This window comes from Nitrospira sp., from assembly GCA_029194675.1.
GTDB lineage: Bacteria > Nitrospirota > Nitrospiria > Nitrospirales > Nitrospiraceae > Nitrospira_D.
In genome coordinates, this window is record JARFXP010000008.1 from 26,869 (window position 1) to 50,610 (window position 23,742).

General features: G+C 54.2%; 23 protein-coding genes and 1 pseudogene. 17 read left to right on the forward strand and 7 right to left on the reverse strand.

What is annotated here, in order from left to right; all coding sequences use genetic code 11:
• Positions 1-300 precede the first annotated feature (300 nt).
• From P0120_23270 to P0120_23310, 9 genes are all read left to right on the forward strand, one after another.
• Entirely contained in the window at positions 301-813 is a 513-nt protein-coding gene (locus tag P0120_23270; GenBank protein ID MDF0677229.1) for a class I SAM-dependent methyltransferase, read from the forward strand.
• Between the two features lie 115 nt (positions 814-928).
• A complete protein-coding gene (locus P0120_23275) occupies positions 929-2,182 on the forward strand; it encodes a glycosyltransferase (GenBank protein ID MDF0677230.1) in 1,254 nt (417 codons plus the stop codon).
• Positions 2,183-2,437: 255 nt separating this feature from the next.
• Complete coding sequence (locus tag P0120_23280; GenBank protein ID MDF0677231.1) at positions 2,438-3,802, forward strand: glycosyltransferase; 1,365 nt, start codon at positions 2,438-2,440, stop codon at positions 3,800-3,802.
• Between the two features lie 737 nt (positions 3,803-4,539).
• Positions 4,540-5,493, forward strand: coding sequence for an IS110 family transposase (locus P0120_23285; protein ID MDF0677232.1), 954 nt, complete (start codon positions 4,540-4,542; stop codon positions 5,491-5,493).
• Between the two features lie 298 nt (positions 5,494-5,791).
• Entirely contained in the window at positions 5,792-7,021 is a 1,230-nt protein-coding gene (locus tag P0120_23290; protein ID MDF0677233.1) for an O-antigen ligase family protein, read from the forward strand.
• A gap of 74 nt (positions 7,022-7,095) precedes the next feature.
• On the forward strand, positions 7,096-8,289 hold the full coding sequence (locus tag P0120_23295) for a glycosyltransferase family 4 protein (GenBank protein MDF0677234.1): 1,194 nt from the start codon (positions 7,096-7,098) through the stop codon (positions 8,287-8,289).
• 183 nt (positions 8,290-8,472) lie between these two features.
• Positions 8,473-9,546, forward strand: coding sequence for a glycosyltransferase (locus P0120_23300; protein ID MDF0677235.1), 1,074 nt, complete (start codon positions 8,473-8,475; stop codon positions 9,544-9,546).
• A 616-nt stretch (positions 9,547-10,162) separates the two neighbouring features.
• Entirely contained in the window at positions 10,163-11,200 is a 1,038-nt protein-coding gene (locus P0120_23305; GenBank protein MDF0677236.1) for a hypothetical protein, read from the forward strand.
• Positions 11,201-11,306: 106 nt separating this feature from the next.
• Positions 11,307-11,996, forward strand: a complete 690-nt coding sequence (locus P0120_23310) for a transposase (protein MDF0677237.1) — start codon at positions 11,307-11,309, stop codon at positions 11,994-11,996.
• On the opposite strand, the pseudogene P0120_23315 reads toward P0120_23310, so the two are convergent.
• From P0120_23315 to P0120_23335, 5 genes and pseudogenes are all read right to left on the reverse strand, one after another.
• Positions 11,950-12,209 (reverse strand): annotated as a pseudogene (locus P0120_23315) (ATP-binding protein). The gene P0120_23310 and the pseudogene P0120_23315 overlap by 47 nt on opposite strands.
• Before the next feature lie 217 nt (positions 12,210-12,426).
• A complete protein-coding gene (locus P0120_23320) occupies positions 12,427-12,948 on the reverse strand; it encodes a hypothetical protein (GenBank protein ID MDF0677238.1) in 522 nt (173 codons plus the stop codon).
• Between the two features lie 100 nt (positions 12,949-13,048).
• Complete coding sequence (locus P0120_23325) at positions 13,049-13,294, reverse strand: hypothetical protein (protein ID MDF0677239.1); 246 nt, start codon at positions 13,292-13,294, stop codon at positions 13,049-13,051.
• A gap of 49 nt (positions 13,295-13,343) precedes the next feature.
• Positions 13,344-13,505, reverse strand: a complete 162-nt coding sequence (locus P0120_23330; GenBank protein MDF0677240.1) for a hypothetical protein — start codon at positions 13,503-13,505, stop codon at positions 13,344-13,346.
• Entirely contained in the window at positions 13,505-13,873 is a 369-nt protein-coding gene (locus P0120_23335) for a hypothetical protein (GenBank protein ID MDF0677241.1), read from the reverse strand. Before P0120_23335 ends, P0120_23330 begins: the two co-directional genes overlap by 1 nt.
• Positions 13,874-13,901: 28 nt before the next feature.
• On the opposite strand from P0120_23335, the gene P0120_23340 reads away from it, so the two are divergent.
• The 3 genes from P0120_23340 to P0120_23350 all read left to right on the forward strand — a co-directional run bounded on the left by P0120_23340 (position 13,902) and on the right by P0120_23350 (position 16,121).
• Positions 13,902-14,156 carry a hypothetical protein gene (locus tag P0120_23340; protein ID MDF0677242.1) on the forward strand — a complete coding sequence of 85 codons (255 nt, stop codon included), beginning with the start codon at positions 13,902-13,904 and terminating at the stop codon, positions 14,154-14,156.
• Between the two features lie 50 nt (positions 14,157-14,206).
• Positions 14,207-15,330 (forward strand): IS3 family transposase gene (locus P0120_23345; GenBank protein ID MDF0677243.1). Its coding sequence is split into 2 segments (ribosomal slippage): positions 14,207-14,453 and positions 14,453-15,330, totalling 1,125 coding nucleotides; the frame shifts between segments, so codons are not numbered across the junction.
• A 71-nt stretch (positions 15,331-15,401) separates the two neighbouring features.
• On the forward strand, positions 15,402-16,121 hold the full coding sequence (locus tag P0120_23350) for a transposase (GenBank protein MDF0677244.1): 720 nt from the start codon (positions 15,402-15,404) through the stop codon (positions 16,119-16,121).
• 225 nt (positions 16,122-16,346) lie between these two features.
• Here the strand turns inward: P0120_23350 and P0120_23355 are convergent, their stop codons facing one another.
• Both P0120_23355 and P0120_23360 read right to left on the reverse strand, forming a co-directional pair.
• Positions 16,347-16,493: a hypothetical protein gene (locus tag P0120_23355; GenBank protein MDF0677245.1), complete on the reverse strand. Its 147-nt coding sequence runs from the start codon at positions 16,491-16,493 to the stop codon at positions 16,347-16,349.
• Between the two features lie 103 nt (positions 16,494-16,596).
• Positions 16,597-17,841: a right-handed parallel beta-helix repeat-containing protein gene (locus P0120_23360; GenBank protein ID MDF0677246.1), complete on the reverse strand. Its 1,245-nt coding sequence runs from the start codon at positions 17,839-17,841 to the stop codon at positions 16,597-16,599.
• 585 nt (positions 17,842-18,426) lie between these two features.
• Between P0120_23360 and P0120_23365 the strand changes: the two genes are divergently transcribed.
• The 5 genes from P0120_23365 (at position 18,427) to P0120_23385 (ending at position 23,432) form a co-directional block, all read left to right on the forward strand.
• Positions 18,427-19,551: an SGNH/GDSL hydrolase family protein gene (locus P0120_23365; protein MDF0677247.1), complete on the forward strand. Its 1,125-nt coding sequence runs from the start codon at positions 18,427-18,429 to the stop codon at positions 19,549-19,551.
• Between the two features lie 372 nt (positions 19,552-19,923).
• Positions 19,924-20,076, forward strand: coding sequence for a DUF5989 family protein (locus P0120_23370; GenBank protein ID MDF0677248.1), 153 nt, complete (start codon positions 19,924-19,926; stop codon positions 20,074-20,076).
• A 371-nt stretch (positions 20,077-20,447) separates the two neighbouring features.
• Positions 20,448-21,161, forward strand: a complete 714-nt coding sequence (locus tag P0120_23375; GenBank protein ID MDF0677249.1) for a class I SAM-dependent methyltransferase — start codon at positions 20,448-20,450, stop codon at positions 21,159-21,161.
• 10 nt (positions 21,162-21,171) lie between these two features.
• Entirely contained in the window at positions 21,172-23,016 is a 1,845-nt protein-coding gene (locus P0120_23380; protein MDF0677250.1) for a carbamoyltransferase, read from the forward strand.
• An 11-nt stretch (positions 23,017-23,027) separates the two neighbouring features.
• A complete protein-coding gene (locus tag P0120_23385) occupies positions 23,028-23,432 on the forward strand; it encodes an SxtJ family membrane protein (protein ID MDF0677251.1) in 405 nt (134 codons plus the stop codon).
• Positions 23,433-23,742 lie beyond the last annotated feature (310 nt).

Genomic DNA, 23,742 nt, shown 5'->3' on the forward strand with positions numbered 1-23,742 from the left:
TCATGAATATGAACCCAGTCATCGAATCCTAGGGCGCATGCAGCACATGAGGAGTGGGAAATGCGGTATTACGGGCTGAGGAATAGCATCAATGTCTTGATCTTCAAGTGTCGCAGTTCTCAAAAAGAGAAGTTTGAATGCCCTATTTGTGGCTATCATGGCCCCTTCTTGGATAAGGTTACTCACAATAGTATCAGGAAACACGCGAAATGCCCGAACTGCAGTGCCTTAGAGCGGCACCGTCTTCAGTTTCTAGTCTTACAGCAAGTCTTAAGAGATAAGAAGACAGACCATTTGAGGATGCTTCACGTTGCCCCCGAAGCATTCTTTCGGGAGTTTTTCTCGCAGCGCTTTGGTCGATATGAAACTGCCGACTTGAAGATGAAAGGCGCTGATCACATCGTGGACCTTCAATGCCTTCCATTCAACGATCATGCGTACGATTTTGTTTTTGCATCGCACGTGTTGGAACATATCCCCGATGATCACAAAGCAATATCGGAAATCCGTAGAATCCTGAAGCCGAGCGGCATGGCCATTTTGCCCGTTCCTATCTACTCGGGAAAAACCGTTGAATTTTCCGAGCCAGATCCGAATGAATTTGGTCACGTGCGGGCACCAGGCTTGGACTATTTCGATAGATATGAACGCCATTTTTCGAAGGTTGAGAGGTTTGATTCCGACTGTCAGCCTGAGAAATATCAGGTATTTGTCTATCAAGAAGATAGCCGACCATCGAAAGCTGAATCTCGCTCTTTGCCTGCGCCGTCATGTCGAAAGCTACACGACGTGGTTCCGGTATGCTATGTCTGACGACCGGCTTGCGGCCCGATATTCGTGGGATTATTCCCAAGATGGATCATCAAACCGAACGTCTCGACCAGATACCGGGATAGCGGAGCGAGTAAACGATGCGTAGGGAACAACGATGACCGATGTCGTTCCAATGCATGTCAGGGATGGTCCTAGCCATAATGCGCCACCTCGCCCATTGTTTCCTGAGATCGGAGTGGTCGCATTTGTTCCGGAGAAGTGGGGCGGCCCCTGGCTGTCGCGGCATCAGGTGCTTACCCGCCTCTCCAGATATTTTTATGTCCTGTGGGCAGAGCCTGCCGGAAGCTGGAGAGAACTCGTGCTCGGCGGTGGGACGCCGGCGAATCGCGCTCATTCTTTGGAGATGTTCCCGGAGGGTTTTGCCCTATATCAGTCGGAGGGTTGGTTGCCTCAGTTTGGCCGGCCCGCTTGGCTAGCCTCCTGGACTGCTGCGGAACGAGGTCGCCGAGCGGCAGCACTGCTTCGCCAACGCGGGTGCAAGACCATCGTCTTTTATCTCTGGCGACCGCACTTCGACTCTGTCTTGGACGGTAGCTCATATGACCTCAGCTGCTACCATATTGTAGATGAATACTCGTTCTCCCCTTCCGAGCAGCCGCTCACAAACCAAGAGATACAATTGATTAAGCGAGTGGACCAAGTATTCATCCACTCGCCGGCCTTACTGGAGCGCAAAGGTCATTTCAATCCTCACACGCGCCTTGTCCCTAATGGCGTAAACTATCGAGCATTTGCGACTCCACAATCGGAGCCGGCTGATTTGGCAAAGATTCCGCGTCCGCGGCTTGGCTATGTTGGGATCATCAAGACGCAGTTGGACTTTCGGCTCTTACTCGAGCTGGTGACTCGCCACGTGAAGTGGTCCTTTGTGTTCGTGGGGCCCAGAGGTAAGTTGGGAGCGGACGCAACGCTCGTGGATCAATTATCCGCGTTGCAGAACATGCACTTTCTCGGACACAAGCCGATAGAAGTCGCGTGCGCTTATCCACAGCATATGGATGTCTGCCTGCTCCCATACAAAGCCAATGATTACACGAAATATATCTATCCGCTTAAACTCCATGAATATCTGGCCGGAGGGAAGCCGATCGTGGGAACGCCAATCCGATCCCTTTTGGATTTTGCACATGTCATTAAGCTGGCAAGTACGTCGGAGGAATGGTCAAGAGCACTGACTGAGTCACTTGCGTCAGAGGCCATGTCGAGCGATCAAATCCAGAAGCGTCGTAGCATCGCGCGACAGGTGGATTGGGGGACCTTGGTTCATACTATTGCCGGATCGCTGTGTGCCCGACTTGGTCCCATCTACAGGGAGCAGTTTGCCGCTATTGAACTTGAGGCTCTCTAGAAAATTGTGCCCGATCGATTCAGTGAAATACACTGGATCTGCGTAATCGAGAGGATGTATGGCGGGCACATACACCAGAGCCCACAACTTGTTATCAAATACTGGCATGGGATCGCGTCTGTCAGAATTGTTTTGATTTCTCACACGTAGGTTCGTGGAGGAATTAGTAGGACGACATACTCCGGAGAGCTCCCTAGCGCATCGAGACCAACTATAATTGCGAGCAGAAAGGTGCGAGAGGGAGGTAGGGAAGAAATGGCAATGAGTGGGGTAGAGATAGGCGACCAAGCTGCTTGGTCTGATAAGCTTACCATCAGTAATATGGCGACGAAGAGACGCCCCAAACTGCTGTTTCTCGCGTATCCATTCCCACCGGCCAAAGCACCCGGCTGTGTCAGGACCTGGAATATCGCTATGTACCTGACCCGACTCGGGTGGGACGTGACAGTAGTAACACCTGATCCCTCTATATTGCGGAATGTTGAAAGCGGCGAGCCGGCCTTGTCTGAGTTAGATGGTAAGTGCATCAAGCGAATCCTGACTAACCACCGATGGCGTTGTCTCGCACCGAACAATCTGAAGTGCTGGAATCAGAGCTTTGGCTGGTTTTTGGGAGGAGTCTGTCGAATAGTTGCAAGAAACCTGAGGATTGACGCGCATATTGGTTGGGTCAAAGCGGTGGAGCAAGCCTGTTCTGCTTTGACAGGGAACGACGTGGACGTCATCCTCGCGACCGGTTCCCCGTTCGAAGCGTTTAGCTTAGCCAAGCGTCTTTCTCGGCGGCTTGGCCGTCCCTATGTCCTGGATTATCGGGATCCCTGGACCGGAAATCCTCATGCCGGTCGTCTCCCTCCACTGGCTGCTATCCAAAGGGAGGCCGGTGTACTTGAGGACTGTGCAGCGATCACGATAGTGTCACCTTCTTGGGGGGTTGCTTTGGATCGACGTTTTGGTGTTGGGGCAAAACTTCATGTTGTGCCGAATGGCTACGATTTCGGCGAGGTGACGGCCGTCAAGCCGTACGATTTCGGACATTGTGCATTTGTTTATACAGGAATCTTCTACCCGCCCAAGCGCATTATCTCGCCATTTTTTGAAGCGCTCAAACTCCTCAAGGAGGCGTTAAACGGACAAGCAGAAGGATGGTACTTCCACTACTATGGTCCGGACGACAGGCATGTTCGTGAACAGGCAGGTAGTTGGGGTTTGACTGATCATATTGTGCTTCACGGAAGAGTACCGAGACGGGAGGCCTTATCGGCTGTCAAGGGAGCGAGTCTTTCAGTTGTGATCACCTCAGTGGCCGAAGAAGAATCCTTAGAAGACAAGGGAATCGTTACCGGCAAGATATTTGAAGCTATCGGGCTTGTAACACCCGTTCTGTTGATTGCCCCTATCGGCAGTGATGCGAGAACGATAACAGCCTCCACTGGGTTAGTGAAAAGTTTTACAGGCACCGAGATTCAGGGTATGGTATCGTTTCTCAAGGACGTGGTTTGTGGATGGACTCCTCAGCCAAAAAATATTGAGATCTGTTCGTGGGCGACCATCTCCAAAAATCTCGATGTCCTCCTGCGAGGAGTAATAGCACGCGATAGGGGTCACGCAGACGTGAGATAATGGAGACGGGGGTCGGAATGATTCGAACGTGTCGACGGAGGCCTATTAGGTCGTGCAAATGGTTTGTAGTCGCACTTGCTGAATGCACGAATCTCCTCAGGCTAAGCGAGTGTAGGCTAGGCCTTCCTTATCACCACGCATAACTAAAGGCAGATGATAGATTTGCTTATGAGAGCCGTCATGCTGATTACGACCAAGCTCTTATGTTGGTTGCTGCGTGGGTATTGATAAGCAAGGTTTGAATTATTCTCTTCACGCGATGTGCTAAGGGTAGCGCAGCACTGAACTGGAGGCGCACCCCGTGCAGCAACAGACATTTGTGGAAGTGTCGTTTGGACAGTATCGCAAGTCCACCCGCCGGGAGCGGATTCTCGACGAGATGAACCGCGTCGTACCGTGGGTGGACCTGACCGCCGCCATTGCCTGGTCTATCCCAAGTCCGAGGGAGCGGGCCGACCGCCTAAGGGGCAACCAGCAGTTTGCAGGTCCAAAAACGCTTGATTCACCCCTTTTGCCATTGGTTTGTAGGTCGAACGGGCATCGATGCCTTGTATCTTAGAGGAGGCTTCATCATGATGCGAGGCAAGACAAAACCGGGCGTGCCAGACCGATCATGCCGTGGTCTTCAGAGACCGAGGGGCAGCGCGGGTCGACACGCCCCCTCATCCCCAGAGCCCGAACCGTTGCGTGGGCCCACGAAGCCCGCATCGCAAGGCCGGGCCACGAAGGCGGGATGGATGACACCGCCACAGGTCTTTGTCGGGATCGAGGTGTCAACGTCGCAGATGGATGTGGCCCTTCGCCCAGAGGGCCGGTTCGTGGTTGCCAATGATGAGACGGGATGTGCGCGGCTTGTCGAGCGGTTGCGTGCAGTATCCCCCACGCTGGTGGTGCTGGAAGCCACTGGGGGGTACGAAATCCCGGTCACGGGGGCGTTGGCGGCGGCCCAGATCACGGTGGTGGTCAACCCGCGACCAGGGCGTGACGTCGCCAAAGCGACGGGGACGCTGGCGAAAACTGACGCCCTGGATGCCCAGCCGTTGGCGCACTTCGCGGAGGTGATCCGACCAGCGCGACGACCGTTACCCGACGAGCTCACACAGGCCTTGGCCGCTCTGGTCACGCGCCGTCGTCAACGGGTGGACATGCTGACAGCAGAGAAGAATCGGCTCCGCCAGGCGTCGACGCTGATTTGCCCCAGGCTGAAGGCCCATCTCACCTGGCTCGAACGGGCGGTGCAGGAGGCGGACACCGACCTGGCCGAGGCCATTCGGCAGAGTCCCCGCTGGCGGGAGAACGATGCGCGGCTACGGAGCGCGCCGGGCGTGGGCCCGGTCCTCACCACCACGTTGCTCGCGACCGTCCCGGAGCGGGGCACCTTGACGCACAAGCAGATTTCAGCCTTGGTGGGGGGGGCGCCCTGCAGTCGCGATCGCGGGCTGCTGCGCGGAAAACGCCCCCTCGGGGGCGGTCGGGCGCAGGCTCGCGCGGTCCTCTCTATGGGGGCGATCGTGGCCACGCGGTTCAATCCCGTCAGTCGGGCGTTCGATCAGCGCTTGGGTGCGGCCGGGAAAGCCAACAAAGTCGCGCTGACGGCGTGCATGCGCAAATTGCTGGTCATCTTGACCGCGATGCTCAAACAGCGGCCACCCTGGCGGCACGGGATGGAACCGGCCTGGGCGGGGGCATAGCAGGGCACGGACTCGACGGAGATCGTCGTTCGTAGACCAATTGTGGGCGAAACTTTTTCACGGGTGAATCACAAAACACCCCGGTTGGCTCTTGACAGCCAAGACAGTTGCTGATGCCTCCGATAAGCGACAAACAGGGCTGCAAATCATTCGGTAGAGGGAAACCAAAGGGGCCTTCTTGATCAATCAACCGGTCAGATTGGACACCAGAATATTGCCTAGCAGGGTCCGCGCCGCTGTATACAGCCTTCCTCATTCCCCGACAACCTGGGTAGAGCGATTCTTGCTTTTGGTGGCAATGATAATTTTGCCGCTGCAAGATCATATTCCGACTGTGGCTGGGATGAGCGTCGTATTTTTGATATTTGCAGCACTTGCTGTATATGTTGCTCTGATGCGTCCTCGCATATTGGGGGAGGTTTGGTCTCATCCCGTTTTCCTTGCAGCTTACGTCTTTGTTGGCGTCAGCGGTCTTCTGGAATTTTCAAGTCCACTCTCCAGGTATGACGAGATCGTACGCTTTACTCAAATGATCGTTGGAGCAATTTGCGTTGCGGTACTATGTAGAGATCGGTCAGCGTTGTCTACCGGCTTGTATGGATATATCGCAGCTGCCTTGTGGGTATCTGTGGTTCTCTTCTTGACCTCGTACGGAACTCTGCAAGGAATGGGGAAGGCAGAGAATTTCCACGAGGCTAGCAAGATTCGCAATGAAGCATTTGCTGATAAGGCCGTTCAGGCCAATATCAATGCATTGGGTTTTGTATGTGTGCAGGGGGCAATTGTCGCATTTGCTTTATCTCTATCGGACAGACTCAAGCATCGACGTATTCCATTGTTGGGAATAGCTACCTTTTGCCTCGTCGCCTCATTCTTACCGATGTCTAGAGCTGCCGCTCTGATCAGCCTCGTGTCCCTTGGCGCCATGCTCTATGTTTACGGAGCCAAACAGGGGAAAGCATTGATCGTTGTTTCTGTGTTAGGCATGGCTATTTATATGGTGGTTCCTGACGCTGTCTGGTCACGGATGGCCTTTTCGACTGAGGTGAAGGAGGGTAAAATGGAAGGCCGTGCATGGCTATTAACCACGGCAATAAACCGTCTGCCAGAATACATCGTGGCCGGTGTTGGTTCGGGAAATTTCTGGAAGAAGTGGGGATTTGAGAAGGGATTTTATAAAGAATCAACCGGCTCTGTTTATGGTGCACACAATGCACTACTACAAGTAGCCATCTACTGGGGCATTCTCGGTCTCTCGACGTTTCTGTTGATCATGTGGTCTGTCTATCGGTCGATTCCATTCCAATGTGGTCGTGATGAACTTTCTCTTGCGTTGTTCGGGATTATTGTTGCACTCGGTCTTTGGTTGTTGGAGTCGCACACGTTTTATGACAAATGGCTTGCCTTTGGTATAGGTATGTTGGTTGGTGCTCGAGAGAGGATCTGGCCTACTGGTATCGTGTCGGCAGTTGAAACAGAAGAGAGAACATCGTTCCGGACCATCTTTCTGGGCCGTCATCGAATCTAGAAGAGCTGGGATTCGAGACGAGAATAACTATGAGAAGCGTCTCCAACGGTTAATGTGTGAACGGAAGCGGTGCGATGATCAACCGGTCTTTAATAGACCTCAATAACCTCAAGTTGAGGATTCCAAGACACCATCGGTTGCTGTATGTCGTAGGGCAACTTGGGCTTGGTGGATTAGAGCGGCAACTTTATTATCTTCTTGCAAATCTGGATCATGCCCGATATCAACCTGCTGTTGTTGTCTGGAACCACAATCCCAACGACAAATACTATCGAGATATTGAAGAGCTCAGTATCCCAATCTACGGATTGTCTGCCGATGGAAATCCTCTGTTGAAATTGAAAACCCTACGAGCCTTCGCACGACAAGTGTCGCCGGAGGTCATTCACTCATATGGGTTTCATACGAACTTTGCTGCATACTATGCGGCATGGGGAAACGGAACGGTGGCGATCGGCTCTCTACGCGGCGACTTTGTCAGTGCCAAGCGAGAGGGTGGAGCATTCAGAGGGGCACTCAATGCGAGATGGCCAGTCTGTCATATCTCAAATAGTATGGCATCGGCTGATGCTGTGAAGCGTGCGGTTGGCCTGTTCACGCCCAGACACGTTTTCGTCGTCCGTAACGCCCTTGACCTCAAACAATTCAGGTGGGCTGGTGATATCTCAAAGAGGAGGGATTATGTGGCAGCAGTCGGGTCGTTGTTACCGGTCAAGCGTTGGGACAGGCTGCTAAGAGTGGCTCAAAGTCTAAAGACTGTCGCGAACAGCGGTATACGCTTCGAGATAGCTGGCGATGGTCCGCTTCGTCTCAGTCTTGAAAATCTCGCAGCGGACCTGGGTATTTCTGACCTCGTTGTGTTTCGCGGTGCAGTGTATGACATACCGACATTCTTGCGTGAGGCGAAATTTCTGGTTCATACTTCTGAAAGTGAAGGATGTCCCAACGTCGTGATGGAAGCGATGGCCTGCGGAATCCCCGTTGTGGCTATGGAAGCGGGCGAGATTCCTTACCTCATAGAAGATGGCAAAATGGGGTATGTTGTTCCTCAAGACGATGAAGTGTCGTTCGTAGAACGCATGTCTCAACTTCTTGATGATAACGAGCTATGCCTCCGTATGGGGTTGGCTGCCTATGAAAAAGCGAAACGAGAGTTCACTCTGGATCGCCTTGTTTCAGACACCCTGACGGTCTACAGATCAGCGGGTTGGGGAGAGAAAAGCATTGATAATCTTACCATGGCATCTGCGTCGGATCGAGGTCATTGAGCAATCACCGAAAGAATCTGATCAAATCAGGTATTTCTTGAGGGTAGCAGAAGCGGCGTTCTAGTATTATGTGGAACGACATGAGAGTTCTCAGTTCTCCCTGGATTAAACGGCTCGTTGTGTAAGATTCGTACAGCAGACCTGCCGCCGCATCGCCCGAATTCTTCGAAAATGGGTTTACGCATGGCAAATAGTGTGTCTCCACTTCGAATTCTCGCTGTAACCAACATGCTGCCTACCCCCAGTACGCCGAATGCCGGACGCTTTGTTGAACAACAGCTAAAAGCGTTAAGGCGAACCAGTCTGGACCTCGACGTGCTTCTCATAAATCGCATGCAGAAGGGAATGCGTGTTTATGCGAGCCTTCCGACAATGTTACGAAAGGCTATCAATCAAAATGATCCACACCTCATACATGTCATGTATGGCGGAATCATGTCGTGGATCACTAGCGTTGTTATTCAAGACAGGCCGGTCGTGGCCACTTTTCATGGCTCCGATCTGCTTGGACAACCCTTCGAGCGTCCTCTCAGGAGAATGTTGTCTGCAAGCGGTGTTTTGGCTTCAAGACAGGCAGCCAGAAAGTGTGATGGTGTCGTTTTAGTTGCTGAACACTTGGCAGAGAGACTGCCTAAGGATATCCCAAGTTCACGAGTGCGAGTTATTCCGTGTGGAATCGACTTGGATATGTTCAAACCACTGGATCGAAAACACTGTCGCGAGAGATTAGGATGGAACCAAGACGATTTTCATGTCCTTTTTCAAGCTACCGGAGATCCGGTCAAACGACCGGAACTGGCCGCTGCAGCAATAGATCGCCTGAGAGAGCTGGGAACTAAGGTTGAACTTCATTATCTTCGCGGCATCGAATATGAGCAAGTGCCGGTCTGGCTCAATGCGAGCGATGCCCTCTTAGTGACGTCACGTCATGAAGGGTCACCGACCATTGTGAAAGAGGCCTTAGCCTGTAATCTGCCCATCGTCTCGGTTCCGGTCGGAGATATTCCGAGAATGATACAGAGAGTGGAAGGGTGCTACTTATCGGTTCCTGATGCAATGGAGTTGGCGTTGAGGCTTCAGAGAATACGGATGCGTCCGGGCCCGATTGAAGGACGTGTGATGATTTGTAATATCACAGCTGATCACTGTGCATATAGACTTATACAATTCTACGAGCAAGTTCTGGCGAGGAGGAGAGGAGAAGATGAATCTGGCCAGTTGTCATTCCCAGCTGGCGGTTGCGGGCAGATTTGCTGATGAAGTAATAGGGCCTTGAGTTCAGGAAGATCTGTGGCTGGCCGGTGAGTTATGAGAATAAGCTGAATCACTTGGGCATCGCACCTATCGAACCGCCTCAGCTGACCTATGCTAACGAGCATCGCCCTCGGCAACTCGAGGAACGGTTCTTCTATCAGTTGCTGGATCGCTGCAGAGCGACCCTCGACCCGCCGTACAAGTTTTGCTTCACGAGATGGTCTGACTGGCATCAATCTATACGACAGGAGGGCCTATTGCATGTACTGGCGGACCCTGTTAAGACCCTCATGGTGCTTAACAAAGAATGACGGTGAGTGGGGACAACAATACGATAGTTCATGCCATGGAAACGACGCTGTTCAGCGTATGTGTTTGGATCTTCAGCGGACATTCTACTCCGAATGGTATACTGAACAAGCAGCTGCAGTATTGCTGATGATCAAAAGACCATGCAAGTCGGTGATGATGGTCTACTCTCGTGTGCCTCCGCCCATGGCCCCCACGTGAGATGCGGTGAATTTTTTGTTCGCTACGGCCGTTTGTTTCATTTACCGGCTGGATGGGATTAAGATTCCGCCCAATTGACCAACAACCTAAGAATTATTGGGAAATCGGCATGGCCGGACAAGTAGCTATACACCATCGAGAAGGCAGTTTTTCTGATCGATGGATAGCATATTGTGAACTACAAGGCATCCAATACAAGGTCGTGAACTGCCTTGATTCAGACATTATGAAGCAGCTGAGTTCCTCAGGTGCCTTGCTGTGGCATTGGCAGCATGGAGATCCACGGGAGCAGTTAATAGCGCGCAGTGTTATCACGGCTGCCGAGACGATGGGGGTCAAAGTCTTCCCAGGCACCTCTACCTGTTGGCATTTCGACGATAAGATCGCCCAGAAATATCTGCTGGAAGCAATCGATGCCCCGTTGGTACCTACCTACGTGTTCTATAATCTCAAGGAAGCATTGAACTGGATTGATCGAGCTTCATTCCCGAAGGTATTCAAATTACGCAAGGGAGCTGGTTCCAGTAATGTCAAGCTGGTTCAAAGTGCCACCGAAGCGCGTGCCATAGCCGAGCGTGCCTTTTCTTCTGGGTTCTCGCCGATCCCTCACTACGGACAAGATGCATCAAAACGCTTTCGTGCGGCACGTCAGAGAGGTGAGTTACTGAATGTAGTTAGGCGCATTCCGCAGGTTCTGGCAAGGATTCGTGATAGCAGGAAGATGATCGGGCGCGAGAAGGGATATGTATACTTTCAAGAGTTTATTCCAGGCAATGCCTTTGATACACGTGTGACGGTCATCGGGAACCGAGCCTTTGGCTTTACCAGAAATGTTCGCCCCGGTGATTTTCGGGCGTCCGGGAGTGGGGATATTGTGTTTGACCCACGTAGGGTGCATGAAACTTGCCTGGAAATCGCTTTCCAGGTTACTCGCAAATTCAGATCGCAAAGTATGGCTTTCGATTTTGTATTAACCGAATACAAGCTGCCCATGATCCTTGAAATCAGCTACGGCTATGATGCCAGAGCGGTCCATTCCTGCCCGGGCTTTTGGGATGACAACTTAATTTGGCACGAAGGTGCCATGTGGCCTGAGGATGCGATTCTCACCGATCTGCTTAAGGACGTTGACCAATCCAAGCACTAACCTGGAAAATTCATGACTCGTACCATAAAAAAAGCGACCGAGGCTCCAGACTGTGCAATAGGAGCGGTGTCAAGACGCTTCTACGCACCACCCTGGAGGACCCTCGATGGCGACAGAGTGTATCCCGCAAGTGACCTTCGACTTCTATGACAACCTGAAGCCGGTGGTGGCACGCTTTGACCAGGCCCAGGCCAGCACCGATGGCGGCCTCGTGTTGCTCAAGGCGCTGGATGATCGCTTCCGGCTGACTGAGCAGTTGGCCGGCTGTCTGGCCGACCGTCGGGATCCGGACAAGATCCGCCATCCGATCCGCGACCTGCTGCGGCAATGGATCTTCGGCTTGGCGTGTGGGTACGAAGACGGCGATGATGCGGCTCGCCTGGCGGACGATCCGTTGCACAAACTAGCGGTGGGCCGCGATCCGGTGACCGGCTCCGCCTTGGCCTCGCAGCCGACCCTGTCCCGCTTTGAGCACGTCGCATCGCCACGGGCGCTGTATCGGATGGGATGCATGCTGGCGGCCACCGGCATTGCATACTATCGGGAGCGCCTGAAGGGCCGTGCGCAGCGCATCACGATCGACCTGGACCCCACCGATGACTCGACGCATGGACAGCAAGAGTTCACCTTCTTCAATGGGCACTATGACACGTGGTGTTATCTGCCGTTGGTCGCCACGCTGACCTTCAACGACTGTCAAGGGTCATCCAAATTTCCCCAGTTATGGTCATCGAAAATTCCCCACCCCGTTAGGTTATCGTTGACGCTTCTTCGACCCGCACAAGTCCCGCTTTGAGCTTCTCCTTCAGCCGATAGGAATGGCCCCGGATATTGATGGTGATGGCATGGTGCAGGACCCGATCCAGGATCACGGTCGCCACACCCGGTCGCCAAAGATCTCGCCCCAGGCCTCAAAACTCTGGTTACTGGTCAAAATCATCGGCCCCTTCTCATAGCGCCGCGAGATGAGTTGGAAAAACAAGTTCGCCCCGGTGCGATCAACCCGGATTTCGCAATTGAGCCCGGATTCCGCAGTAGCGACCGAATCGAAAAAACCAGTTTTAGAAACACGTTGATAATCAATGTCTTGAATTGCCATTTCTGAACTGCGCCGCAGTTGAGCGTGGTGAATGCTGTCTTGGTGGTAGTACAAGAATTCATTTGGATTGACCGCAACTTGTGAACGCACCTTGGATTTCAACTGCGGAATCCGGGCTGAGATGAGATCAAGGTGAGGCTCCGGGCCTCTGGTGCAACGGTCGGATGGTTGATACGGTGGTATCTGGGACGCGAGAGAGGGTGGAATCCGTGTCGGCGTCCTCGCTCAAGTCCCAATCCAACTGCGCCGCAATGGGCAGCCCCGCTGAAAGCGTCCGCAAGCGTTGAAGAAACTCCGCCCGCTCTTCCCTGGGCACCGCAAACCGGACCCGCAGCCGTCGCGCGTCCGCGATCAGATCAGCGCCGACCAAGAAGACCAGATCACGCACCGCCCGCAGCCGTCGTTCAAACCAGCACGCAGGCAGCACGGTCTCCCGAAAGCCCATCAGCAGGTTGTAGAGCACGCAGCCGGTCCGGAACGCGGCATCCGGGGCGTCGAACGACTGGAGACAGAACGTGTCCAGGCTCAGATCGTCCTTGAGTTCTTTGATCCGATTTCGCTGTCGGCCCGGCCCGCGTACATCCGGGTGACCAATTCCGCCGCATAGGGGACACTGGTGACGAAGAGGCGGTAGGTATAGCTGGGACACTCGATGAGCCGCCAGCCTCGGGCCTCGGGATGCTCGGCCAAGGTCTGGCGCAGACTGGCAAATCACCGCGACTGCCCCTGCCAGACCGGCAACGCCGCCCTCAGGTCGGCGACCGCGATGCCGCGGGCGACGGCCGCCACTCGGCCTCGGGAATGCGTTGCACCATCAGCTTGCGCACGCCGCGGGTCAGCCGGGCCACGATGATGTACGGCAGGTCCCCCGCTTCCAAGGCCTTCAGGAACGCCGTCACACAGAAGCCCGCATCGGCCCGCACCAACCCGAGTCGGTGGCCTGGCGGCAACATCGTCAGGGCTTGCGCCAGAAACTCCCGCGCCCCGTTGGCCATGCCGGCATGCCCGGCTCGCAGCGTACCTCACAGAGTCGGCGGCGCTCGCTCAACCAGACCACCAACGGATGATGCGAGGGCCAGCGGGTTTCCCCGGATTGTGCCCCTTCAGGCTGCCGGCTTGGTCGCCATACCGACAGAAGCCCGTCGAGTCCAGATCCAGCGTATGGCCCAGCAGAATCGGTCGCATGGCCGTGAGCGACATTCGCATCAAGCTCTCCGACACCTCGGTGGTCCGTCGATAGGTGAAGCCCGTGAAGACTCGCCGCAGCGTGTCGGGCGAGGGAAACCGGTCAGCCCCAGCAGGCGCGACAACAGCGGATCCCGGCGATTGCGGGTTAGATGCTCAAACCGTTCTGCCCCCAGGGCGAGCCCATACCACCAGGCCAGTAGCACGTCCACAGCCGGAATCTGATTGTTGGAGGTCTTCGTGAACGGCGTCAGCCCCGCGCGCAGCTCGATCAGCTCGAGGTACAGGCGCTGCAAGGTCGCGCCCGCCCAGACCGCGATGGGATGGTCCGTAAACGCGAAACGGATCTTGGGGTACAGCGGTGACGAGGGAGCTGGACGAGCGCGCATACCAAACCTCCTGTGTCTCCAAGAGAATTTGGCGGCTGATTCTACATCAAAACCGATCAACTGCGGAATCCGGGATGAAGCGAATGACAAGCAGCAAGCCCAGCCGATGCTGACGCAGGTGCTGGTGAATACCGAGCAGATCCCCCGGACCGTGACGATGGACGCGGGCTCTTGCAGCGAAGTGAATGTCACGGCCCTCACGGCGCTGGGCTGTCAGCCGCTCATCCCACCGGATCGCCAACAGAGGGGGCTCCGGAAATTCGGACAGTATGCTAAGTGGTAGCCTGGCTTCATCGAAGCTACCGAGAGGCGGCGATACAAAGGAGCGAGGCGATGAAGGGAACGAGACGGAATCATGGGGCGACCTTCAAGGCCCAGGTGGCGTTGGCCGCCGTCAAGGGCGACAAGACGCTGGCGGAATTGGCCGAGCAATTCAGTGTCCATCCCACCCAGATCACCGAATGGAAGCAGCAATTGTTGGGGCGGGCAGCCGACGTCTTTGGCGGGGCGAAGGCGCCGTCGGAGGCGCCGAATCTCAAGACGCTGCACGCCAAGATCGGGCAACTGACCCTGGAGCATGATTTTTTAGAAGAGGCACTCACCAAGGCGGGCTTGCTGAGCGCAACGCAATGATCAACCGCACCCACGCGTTACCAGTGGCGCAACAATGTCAGCTGCTGAAGGTCGCCCGCTCCACCGCGTACTATCAGCCGGCGCCGGTGTCGGCGGCGCTGGCCCTGATGCGCCGGATTGACGAATTGCATCTGCAGTATCCGTTCGCCGGAGCCCGGATGCTCCGGGATGTCCTCTGGCGCGAGGGCCATGGAGTGGGACGGCGTCATGTGGTGACGCTGATGAGGCGGATGGGGATCATGGCGATCTATCGCATGCCTCGCACCAGCCAACGGCATCCCGCTCACCGGATCTACCCGTATCTGCTGCGCCAGCTGACGATCACGCGTCCGCACCACGTGTGGGCGTCCGATATTACGTACATTCCGATGCGCCGAGGCTTCGTGTATTTGTGCGCGATCCTCGACTGGGCCAGTCGCCGGGTGTTCGCGTGGCGGCTGTCCAACACGTTGACCACGGATTTCTGTCTGGAGGCGGTCCGGGAGGCGCTCGCTCACTATGGCACGCCGGAGATTTTCAACACCGATCAAGGGGGCCAGTTCACGAGCCAAGAGTTCACGGGGCTCCTGAAAGACCATGGCATTCAGATCAGCATGGACGGGACTGGGCGTTGGCGGGTCAATGTGTTCGTCGAACGGCTGTGGCGGAGCCCCAAATACGAAGAGGTCTATCTGCACGCTTACGAGACCGTGGGGGCCGCGCGCGAAGGCGTGGCGCGCTATCTGATGTTCTATAACCAGCAGCGACCCCATCGGGCGCTTGACGGCCAGACGCCCGATCAGGTGTACTGCACCAACCTGACGACACGGCTTACCGCCGCATAGTCAGCAACCCGCGAGGCGCGACTTAAGAAAGACCAAATTCTGTCCAACTAGTCGGAGCCACTTCAAACTCCATGGCCAGGCAGTGCCGATGGCTTCCCCGCCTGCGGCGCGCGTTCCCCAAGGCCGCGCTGCGTGTCCGCGTAGACGGCGGGTTCGCCGGGAACGACTGGCTGGACTTCCTGGAAGCGGAGCGGGTTGAGTATGTCGTCGGGCTGGCCAGCAATGCGCGGCTGGAACGGCGGGCGGGCAAGCTGTTGGCCGAAGCCTGGGCCATGTCGAAGGCCAGTGGTCGGACCGAACACCACTATGGGGAGACCCAGTATGCCGCTGCGTCGTGGTCCCAGCCCCGGCGGGTAATCATGAAGGCCGAAGTCGTCCGGCTGCCGGGACGGGCTCCCAAATGCAACCCGCGGTTCGTGGTGACGAATCTGGCGGTGCCCCCGACGAGGGGGGACGCGACCTACTGTCAGCGGGGTGACATGGAGAATCGGCTCAAGGAGTTGCATGACGGTCTGACGCTGGGGCGGACGAGCTGCTCACGGTTTTGGGCGAACCAGTTCCGGGTGCTGCTCACCACGGCGGCGTATGTCCTGCTGCAGGAGTTGCGGCGGCGCGCCGCCGGCACGGGCTTTGCCCAGGCCCAAGTGATGACCCTCCGAGACCGGTTGCTCAAGCTGGCCGTCTGGGTGGAAGGATCGGTTCGTCGGCTCGTCCTGCACCTGCCTCGCACAGCGCCGTGGCGCCGCACCTGGCGACGACTGGCCTTGGCCGTGGGTGCGTCGCCTGGGTAACCGAGCGCCGGGGCTTGGATGAACACGGTCTCCACCTGCTTGCGCAGGAGCGGTGTTTCTGGATCAGGCCGGATACAACTGGTCTGAGGGGGTGCAACCAGACGGAGAGTCTGGGCTGCCCTCACTTCACACGTCATGAGACCTCCACGCACTCGGAATCGGCGCCGATGGCGCTCAGAAGTAGGCGATTGGGTGACTGTGGCCATCAGTCACGAATAAAGGAGGCTAAGGATCGGCAGTCATCCGCTTCATGTCCGAGACCTCCGAGTCTCCCTGTAGCTTTCCAGTTGTAACGGTGATCGCGCTGATACCGGAGTGCCGCCGGATTTCACTGATCCGGCGGCCAGCATCGGCCTCTTTCAGAAGTGACACGATTTGGTTCTCGATCAACGTCGCAGGTGAAAAACGCCTGCAAACCTGCATCCCTCCTGATGTTAGAGAGCAAGTCATGACGATATCCGGACACTGCCGACCTTCAGAATGCTGTGGCTGACATTGGCGCAATAAGCATTTGGGCGGTGGATCCACCCGTATAGTATTCATAGGCGCCTATATCGTAGGCACCTCCTTGGGGCCGAGCAACGGCGTTGTAAGCTACTTTGGCACTAGAGCTCAAGCCCTTGTTAACGACTTTACTTCCAGAGGTCAGAGCAAAGTTGGGAGACGACACCAGTGTGCTGGGAGCATTGACAAACCCCGGATTGGTTGTAGTCACAATGTTGCCCGATTGCGTGTAATTAACCCCTTGAGTGGCGCCAGCGCTGAGAAAGACCGTCGAACCTGCTCCAGTCGCGCAGGCATAATTATTTCGAATCAAAATGCCTTTGCTCTTCATCGATATGAAAGTAACCCCGTTCGTATAGGAAGCTGACCGTCTCACGCCATTCTCGTAGAAAACATTATTCTCAACCTTCAGATTCTGTAGAGTTGAACCCCACGCAACCATGCCGCTCCCGTGGGCTTGGTACGCCATGGTGTTGTTGGCGATGACCCAATTATACGACAGGGCGTACGCCGAGCCCGGATGTTTCGTAGAGTTATAACTGACCGTCCCATTTGCTTGAATGCCATAGCCCAGGTTGTCGTAAATAAGGTTATTCGTGATCGTGATTGCCGTGCCGTTCAGATAGATGCCATGATCCAAGCTGCACACGGATGGTGTCGTGGCACAGGTCGCAAAGCGTCCATTGTGGTTGATCCTGTTCCGATCGATCAGAATCACGGTGCCATTGCCGTAAATCCCTTGCATAAGGCTGTGGTGAATCCAATTCCGCCGTATTGTGATATTATGGCCATTCTCGACTTTAATACCATCATACGCATTCCGGATCTCAAACCCTTCAATCGTGATCCAGCCGATCGCCTTCTGATACCCAGCGTAGTTCTTGAAATTGACCTTTTTCGTCGTCGCGTGGTCGACAAAATCAATGACGGGAAACTGGCCCGAAGCATTGAGGAGCTTGATCGGAGCCGACGAGGTTCCCGATCGTCCGAATTGGATCCCCCCCTCTCTGTATGTTCCACCTCGGACATAGGTGGTATCTCCGGCGACCATCTTGCTGGCCGCATGGGCTATGGTTCGCCACGGTTGTGAGCTGGTGCCCGAGTTGCTGTCGTTTCCGCTCGTGGCGACGTAGTACGTTGCCGCAGAGACCGACAAGGTCGGTGAGAGAATGCTGGCAAGAATACAGCTGCCGATTACTGACTTGATTCGGATCATTCTAGTGTCTCCTTTATCTTGTATCTTGCGAAAATGAATAGGTGGTGCGCCGTTACCGCTTTCCACAATGCCCGCTACGGAATCCAGGAGCTGCTTGAATCCAAATTACCTTGCGGTTTCACAAGCAACGATCGTGCCAAAGCGGATATTCATGAAATGGCAGAAACAAAAGAGAAAATGCATGAAATTTTGATCATGCTGGTATTAAACTATTTGGAGACTGTAGGTGTGTAGGTTGAAAGAAACATCGGCTGGTTTCCGTTGGTGATGGTTGCCAGACTGTTTCTACTTGGCAGAGAAGCCCAACAGGGTGCCGTGCACATCGAAGTGCAGTTGGGGTTGAGGGCACCGAAGCGCGAGCCTATTACCTGATGCGAGTGATTTCCCAGAATTATTCAGAATCCAACTGACGGTCGGAAACCTCATTGAGTCCGTCTCTTTAATCGGAGACTTATCTAGAGTCTTGCAATAGGGAACGGATGCGAATGACAATCGCAAATATCAACTCCGTGAAGATGTGCATCACTGTATTGGCATGCATGGAGCGGGGTCCTGCTCGCGGCCACCCATCGTTCGCATCCTCCAGTGGTATTGGGCTGGTATAGCTGGTATTATACCTATCTGCTTGGCTTGCTGGTTGGTGTCGCCGCGACACTCTCACTGGTCAAATCGTCCTGGTACTTGAAGCTTTGCCAGGCGAAAACAGGGATCCTCGTAAGCGGTGTGTCATTGCTCGTATCGATCGGTGTGGTCGAACTGGCGCTTCGTCTGGTTGATCCGCTCGGGATCTCCTACTACGAGCTGGCAGGGAATTACGTGCGCGACAAGCTGGCCGATGACCAGCTCATCTTCCGCCACAAACCGTCCTGGGAGGCCCGCTACGGCGACGTGCGCGTGACCTATAACGAACGAGGATTACGCGATCGACCGATTTTGCCGAAAGCCGCCGGGGAATATCGGATTCTTGCGCTTGGAGACTCGGTGACCTTTGGATGGGGGGTGGACCAGGACAAGACGTTCACTGCCCGGCTCGAATCATTACTGCAAGGTCGTCTCCACCGGCCGGTGAGGGTGATCAACAGTGGGGTGGGGGGGTACAACACGGTGCAAGAGGTGACCTATTTCAAGCAGGAAGGGATCAATCTGCAGCCGGATTTGGTGATGTTGACCTATGTGCAGAATGACATCGAAGTGAACAAAGGGCCTTTCGATCCATGGACTCAAAGTTCTCTGTGGGGAAAGCCTTTTCCCGACATGTTAGAAACTATGGTGAGGAAGCTGTGGCTCTTTCGATTAGCTCATCATACCTATCGCTATGCCATACCTAAACAGGTAAAAGAGGAGCCTTCTGCTCCCTCGCAAAATGGGATGGGATGGCGTGCGTCCATGTCGGCGTTAGGCGAACTAATTGAGATGTGTGAAGAACGGAGGATCCCACTCATCCTATTCTTCGAACGGTTGGATCCACGCGACAATAACTTATTGCTGGAAGATGTGGTTCGGCATGCCAAAGGAGTTCCGGTCAAGGACATGGCACCATGGTTTGCGGGGCTGCGCATAGCTTCACATGTGAATTCGAAGGTCGATGGCCACCCTAATGGGGAAGGCCATCGTGTGATGGCGGAACACATGGCCGAGGACATTGTGGGCTACCTCGTCCAGTTAACAGATCGTGCAAGTCGGACCGAGAGCAGACGTATGACACGATAAGCCGACATGCACCTTTTCGGAAACATTTGACCTCTCTGATGCTCATAGCTACGCCGTCAGATACCAATCCTCTCAAAAATTGATCATTGGAGGGGAGATCGTCCAATCGCATTGGACGAGGGCATAAGGGATATCCTTGAAGATCGATATTAGAAGATAAAAGGTAAACCCCACCCATCGTGGGATTGAAAAACTGCTCGCGGAATTGTTTCATCAATCAAAGAGTATCTTGGTTTCGGAATCGGGAGATCATCAGACGCCGGATATAGTCCTGATCGCAAGCGGATCGCGATGGCAGAGTCGTTGCCGCACTCAAGTGCTTGCTCTAGATGAAGCTACTTCCAACTATTTTTCAGGCTAAGGAGGAATGTCATGAGTGGGTTTGTTATGGAACTGTGGGCCTTTATGAAAGAGCGCAAGAAATTTTGGCTCTTGCCGATTCTGGTGGTTCTGCTTTTGTTCGGCACATTGATTGTGTTAACACAAGGTTCGGCGGTCGCTCCCTTTATCTACACATTGTTTTGAGACCAGTTTGCTCTTCCAGATGACGCCTATCCTAAGATCGATTCTTGCGGAATGAACAAGGTTACTCTGGAATGATACCATCGGTGTTCAGATCTCAAAGAGGCAATATCCAGCAGAGTATGGTTTTGTGCCTAGGCACATGTATCAGCGTAAAATCAAGATAATGACGAGCAGCAATTACCGGCTGCCATACGGCAGGAGAGGGTCGCTGTCCTTCTTGTGCGTGGCGGATCCACCTTGGCTCCTCTAGTGAACCATTCAGGAGCGGGTGGCTCAAGTTGCAACCTGGATCATGATTTTCCCACGGAAATCACTCGTCTTCTTGAGTGATTCGGTCGTGGAGGTCGCTTTCATGAGGAGTCGAGGCATCTATGTCGTTTGACCTTAAAGATTCTGATGTCGTATGCGAGGAGGCCAGGATCAAATTGGCCTACCAGACGAAGAAGCCGATCGGATACTATTCATTGTTTGATCCCGGAAACCTGTTTCTTGTCCAAGAACGTGAACGGTCTCTCGTGAAGCGGCTGAGGAAGCACGGCTGTGCCTCACTTGCTGACATGCATGTTCTTGACGTGGGATGCGGAAGTGGATATTGGTTGCGGGATTTTATCAAATGGGGTGTCTCTCCATCCAACTTAACGGGAGTGGAATTGTTGGGCGAGCGACTATCCAGTGCTGCTCGCTTGTGTCCCTCCGAGGTAGCATTACACCGCATGAACGGTGCCACACTTGAGTTCCCTGATGAAAGCTTTGATCTCGTACTGCAATCAGTCGTCTTCACATCAGTTCTGGATGGGAAAATACGGCATCGTATGGCAGAGGAGATGCTTCGTGTGGTGAAGAAGACCGGATTCATCATCTGGTATGACTTCTTTGTGGATAATCCATGGAACCAGAATGTTCGTGGAGTAAGGAAAGCCGAGATTGCACGATTGTTTCCGAATTGTTCCGTTGAACTTGAGCGAGTGTCATTGGTGCTTCCGCTTGCTAGGTTCCTCGCGCCTTGGTCCTGGTTGGTATGTCACTTGCTGAGTCGTTTGCGATTGCTTAATACCCATTACCTTGGCTTGATTCAGAAGAAATAGAGGAGGGCGTGTGAGGTATATCCTTGGAATCTCGGCTTTTTATCACGACAGTGCGGCGTGCCTCGTTCGTGATGGAGACATCATAGCGGCTGCTCAGGAAGAACGGTTTACCCGAAGGAAGCATGATCCCGGTTTTCCTTCTCACGCAGTGGCCTACTGCTTGAAGGAGGGAGGAATTAGGCTGGGTGATCTCCGATATATCGTCTTCTATGATAAACCGCTCGTGAAATTTGAGCGGTTGATCGAGACGTACTTGGCATTCGCTCCGAAAGGGCTCCAGTCGTTTGTGGCGGCTATGCCGGTGTGGCTCAAGGAAAAGCTCTTACTCCGTAATCTGCTTGCGAAGGAATTCCTCGCGTTGGCGCCGGAGATGAACCAGTCGACGCTTCCCCAGCTATTGTTCGGTGAACATCATGAATCGCATGCCGCCTCCGCATTTTACCCGTCGCCCTATGACAAGGCAGTGGTTCTTTGTATGGATGGCGTCGGCGAATGGGCCACCACGTCCGCGTGGCTCGGCGATGGGAATGCATTGACGCCGCTCTGGGAAATTCCGTTCCCCCATTCTCTCGGGCTCCTTTATTCAGCCTTCACGTACTACACCGGTTTCAAGGTTAATTCCGGCGAGTATAAAGTGATGGGTTTGGCTCCGTATGGAGAACCGAAGTACGTCAAGGCCATCTATGACCATCTTCTTGATCTCAAGCCGGACGGGACATTCCGCTTGAACATGGACTATTTCAATTACTGCACTGGATTGACCATGACCGGGGACAAGTTCGATGACTTGTTCGGAGGTCCCCCGCGGAAAGCGGAGAGCAAGTTGACGCAACGTGAGATGGATTTGGCCCGTTCAATCCAAGAAGTGACCGAAGAGGTCATGCTCCGTGTCACGAGAACGCTACACCGCGAAACCGGGATTGAGTATCTCTGTATGGCCGGTGGTGTCGCGCTCAATTGTGTGGGGAATGGGCGGATCCTACGAGAAGGTCCGTTCAAGGGGATCTGGATTCAACCGGCAGCTGGAGATGCGGGAGGGGCGGTCGGTGCTGCGTTGAGTGCCTGGTATCGTTATGATGACCAACCGAGGGGCTCGACTGGTATTGACCGGATGAGCGGGAGTTATCTGGGGCCGAGACATACGAATGCCGAAATCGAGCAGTATCTCAAGCAGGTCGAGGCGCCGTATGAATTGCTCGATGACAATCATCTGTTCGACCGGGTAGCCAAAGATCTTGCGGAAGGGAAGGTTGTTGGCTGGTTGCAAGGTCGGATGGAGTTCGGCCCGCGTGCGCTCGGCGGTCGAAGCATCCTTGGTGACGCCAGAAATACGAAGATGCAATCGGTGATGAACCTGAAGATCAAGTATCGAGAGTCGTTTCGTCCCTTTGCGCCCTCGGTTCTACGGGAGCGAGTGTCGGATTTCTTTGAGATGAATACGGACAGTCCCTACATGCTGCTGGTGGCGCCAGTGATGGAGAAACGACGGTTGCCATTGCCTGCCAATCGATTAGAGCTATGGGGAATCGATCTGTTGAATGTTCCACGGTCCGATATTCCCGCCGTCACTCATTTGGACTACTCGGCCAGAATACAAACCGTCCATGAGGAGACCAACCCAAGGTATTACCGATTGCTCAAGTCGTTCGAAGCACAGACGGGCTACCCCGTTTTGGTCAATACATCTTTCAACGTACGAGGGGAGCCGATCGTATCCACACCGGCGGATGCCTACCGATGTTTTATGCGGACCGAAATGGATGTGCTCGTCCTGGAAAACTGTGTTCTGTATAAGACGAAACAAAAGCCGTTGGAGAACGATACGAACTGGCAAAAAGAATTCGAGCTGGATTAGGAGATGGCGCAATGGATCGAACAAGTCAACAGCCTAGCAAGAAAGATTTCCGGCAGTTCGGTTTCCTAGTCGGAGGCGTATTCACGGTAATCGGATTGTGGCCCGTTGTGTTCCGAAGTGAGTCACCCCGCTTATGGGCGATGATTCTCGGGAGTCTGCTAATTGTTCTGGGCGCGGTTGCCCCGCAGAGCTTGAAACAGGTTCACAAAGGATGGATGAAGGTAGGCCACGTTCTCGGCTCGATTAATACGAAAATCATACTTGGGATCATCTATTATCTGCTTATCACCCCAATGGGCCTGGTCATGCGTCTGATGGGTAAGGATCCCATGCATCGAACGTTGGCGCAAGGGATGGACACCTATCGCATCGTGCGGCTTCCACGGCCACGCCATCATATGCGAAACCAATTTTAAGGAAGGTCTGATTACTCATAAGCCGGTAATTTGCAGAACACGATGTCACTGTTAACCTTATTCTATGCGGATTTCATCGGGTAGTTATTGCCTTAGTTCCTGACTACTGAGTAATTCGAAGGTCTGGGCAGGAACCAATCAGATTTCCTGGGTTTTGGGCACTGGCTGATAGAAACCGAGAATTATTCAGACTTTCCTTAGGTTAATCTGAGCGCTAAGGTACAGGTTGCAATCGGACAGCGATTCTCGATCACACGCCCAATATTTCGTTTCGTGGTCACCGCAGGAATTTTCATGGCCTTTTGATGAA